Below are 2,510 nucleotides of genomic sequence, written 5' to 3'. Positions count from 1 at the left end.
GTACGCATCCGGCGAAGACCCCGGCAGGCCGCTTTCGGGAAGGCTGATCGCGCTCAAGCTGCGTGAGCGACGTTTTTGGGCTGCCAATTCCAAGGCAGCAGTTGGTCAATGCGCTTGGCAGAGTGATCAGGTAGGCGGGCCAGCACGTCGGCAAGCCAAGCCTGCGGGTCGACGTCGTTGAGCTTTGCGGTGGCGATGAGGCTGTAGATGGCAGCAGCACGCCGAGCGCCCTCATCGGACCCGGCGAAGGTCCAATTTTTTCGCCCGATGGCGACGGCCCGTAGCTCACGTTCAGCAGCATTGTTCGACATGCAAAGCCGTCCGTCATCAAGGAAGCGGCTAAATGCATCCCAGCGGCTGAGGCAGTAATTGATCGCCTTCGTCGTGTCGTTGTTCCTGGAGAGCTTGGCGCGCTGCTCGCGCAACCACACCTCCAGCTCGTCGATCAGGGGGCGGCTACGCTCCTGGCGCACACGCACACGCTCCTGCGCAGGAAGTCCGTTGATCTCGCGCTCGATGGCGAACAGGACGTCGACGCGCTTGACCGCCTCGGCCGCGATCGGCGCCTTGCTGAGCCGTGCCAGATCAAAGAACTTGCGCCTGCCGTGCGCCCAGCACGCGGCCTCGATGATCGGGCCGCCTTTGCGATTGGCCTCATAGAGCCTGCCAAAGCCGGCGTAGGCGTCGGCCTGCATCAGTCCGGCATAACCTGCCAGATGCTGCTCCGGATGCGCACCGCCACGATCGGGCGAGTAGAAGAACACGGCCGCCGGCGGATCTGGGCCGGCAAACGGACGGTCGTCGCGCACGTAGGTCCAGAGCCGTCCGGTCCGGGTCTTGCCCTTGGCCAGGACCGGCACCGTGGTGTCATCGGCGTGGATGCGCTCGGCTGCGAAGACGTGGCTCCGGATCGCATCGACCAGAGGCATCAGGTTTGCGGCGGAGGCACCTACCCAGTCCGCGAGCGTCGAGACGTCGAGGTCGATGCCCTCACGCTGGTAGACGTCGCTCTGACGATGAAGCGGCAGGTGAAGGCCGTACTTGGCGAACAGGACATGAGCCAGCAGCTTGGGTCCTGCACGCCCGCGCGCAATCGGGTGCGAAGGAGCCGGCGGCTGGGTGATCGCTTCGCAGGCCCGGCAGACAAGCTTCTCGCGCACGTGCTGGATCACCTTCCACTGGCGCGGAACGAGCTCCAGCGTCTCGGTCACGTCCTCCCCAATTTTGCGCAATCGGCTGTCGCCGCAGCATGGGCAGCTGGCAGGCACCGGGTAGACAATGCGCTCCCGCTGCAAATGCTCCGGCAGCGGACGACGGGCCGGCTTGCGACGCTCGAACGATGGCACCGTAATCTTGTCGGCTGCCATCTGCGTCGCGCTCTCAGCTTGCGCCGCGTTCTCCTCCAGGTCGGCGAGCTGTAGCTCGAGCTGGTCCAGCAATGCGCCTCGCTCGGAGGACTGTCCGAACTGCTCGTGCCGCAGCTTCTTGATCGTGAGCTTGAGCTTCTCGATCAACAAGGTCCCCGCATGGGCCTCGGCTTCTGCGGCCAACCGGGCCGCTCGCTCGGCGAGCAGCATCGCCTGCAGCGTAGTCACATCATCAGGAAGAGAATCATCGGCGCCCATCGAGACCAGAGAATCACAAGACGCGGTCTCTGTCCGAACTGCTGGTCGCGCCGGCGATTCAAATCACAGCGATCAGCCGGCCGCCTGCGGTCGCCAGGTATGTTGCGGCATCCGCCAGTCGATGCCCTCCAGCAGGTAGCCAAGCTGGGCTGGGGTAATTGTCACGACGCCATCAGCCGGCGATGGCCACAGGAAGCGGCCGCGCTCCAGCCGCTTGGCATAAAGCGACATGCCCAGTCCATCGTGCCAAAGGATCTTGATCAGCTTGCCGCTTTTGCCACGGAACACATAGAGGTCGCCGCCGTGTGGGTCTCGCTTAAAGGCTTCCTGCACCAGTAAGCCCAGCGAGTTCATGCCCCGACGCATATCGGTGTGGCCGGTCGCAATCCACACCCGCACGCCTGACGCAATAGGGATCACCGTAGGCGTCCATCTGCCAGCGCCGCCACCGCGGCCTTTAGCGTCGCCGCGTCGACCGTACCCATGATCCGCATCCGAGCCCCGGCAGCAAACTCGATCTCGATCGACCCGCCGCTGCTGGCCGGCGTGACCGGACAGGGCGCCGGACCTGATTCCGCCACCACCATCGCCGGTACGAAGCCAGGTTGATGGGCGGCATCCTTCGGCTCAGGCCGAAACGACCGTCGCCATCGCAGGAGCAGTGAGCGCGAAACGCCATATCGCCGCGCCGTCGCAGCGACCTGGCGCGGCGCTTGTAAGCTCTCGAGGACGATTTTGAGCTTCTCATCCTCGGACCAGCGCCGCCGCCGGCCTGTGTCCACTACTTCGAGCCGTTCGACTTGGGCACTGCGCCTATCACTGTCCATAAGGACAGTTCTCAACAACAAGCCTCATTCGGCAAGGCGGCCTTCACCGGACGCATAC

Annotated in this window: 3 protein-coding genes and 1 pseudogene; 1 reads left to right on the top strand and 3 read right to left on the bottom strand. The window is 64.5% G+C overall.

Annotated elements, in window-relative coordinates:
* Positions 1-53: 53 nt before the first annotated feature.
* Together IVB13_RS03850 and tnpB are read right to left on the bottom strand one after the other, a co-directional pair.
* Positions 54-1,625 (bottom strand): IS66 family transposase, encoded by a 1,572-nt coding sequence (locus IVB13_RS03850; protein WP_247487834.1) that lies wholly within the window; start codon positions 1,623-1,625, stop codon positions 54-56.
* Between the two features lie 72 nt (positions 1,626-1,697).
* Entirely contained in the window at positions 1,698-2,045 is a 348-nt protein-coding gene (tnpB, locus tag IVB13_RS03845) for an IS66 family insertion sequence element accessory protein TnpB (RefSeq protein WP_026233914.1), read from the bottom strand.
* Between the two features lie 63 nt (positions 2,046-2,108).
* Between tnpB and IVB13_RS40120 the strand changes: the two genes are divergently transcribed.
* A complete protein-coding gene (locus tag IVB13_RS40120; RefSeq protein WP_256374454.1) occupies positions 2,109-2,234 on the top strand; it encodes a hypothetical protein in 126 nt (41 codons plus the stop codon).
* Positions 2,235-2,257: 23 nt separating this feature from the next.
* Here the strand turns inward: IVB13_RS40120 and IVB13_RS03840 are convergent.
* Positions 2,258-2,452, bottom strand: a pseudogene (locus IVB13_RS03840) (transposase); the annotation flags it as partial.
* Positions 2,453-2,510: the final 58 nt, after the last annotated feature.

The sequence above is a fragment of the Bradyrhizobium sp. 17 genome, assembly GCF_023073515.1.
Classification (GTDB): domain Bacteria; phylum Pseudomonadota; class Alphaproteobacteria; order Rhizobiales; family Xanthobacteraceae; genus Bradyrhizobium; species Bradyrhizobium canariense_D.
This window is presented reverse-complemented; position numbering and strand designations above follow the sequence as displayed.

What these genes read in the sequence shown, in the direction of transcription:
- IVB13_RS03850 (WP_247487834.1), bottom strand. Translation starts at nt 1,625, where the DNA reads ATGGGCGCCGATGATTCTCTTCCTGATGATGTGACTACGCTGCAGGCG.
- IVB13_RS40120 (WP_256374454.1), top strand. Translation starts at nt 2,109, where the DNA reads ATGATCCGCATCCGAGCCCCGGCAGCAAACTCGATCTCGATCGACCCG.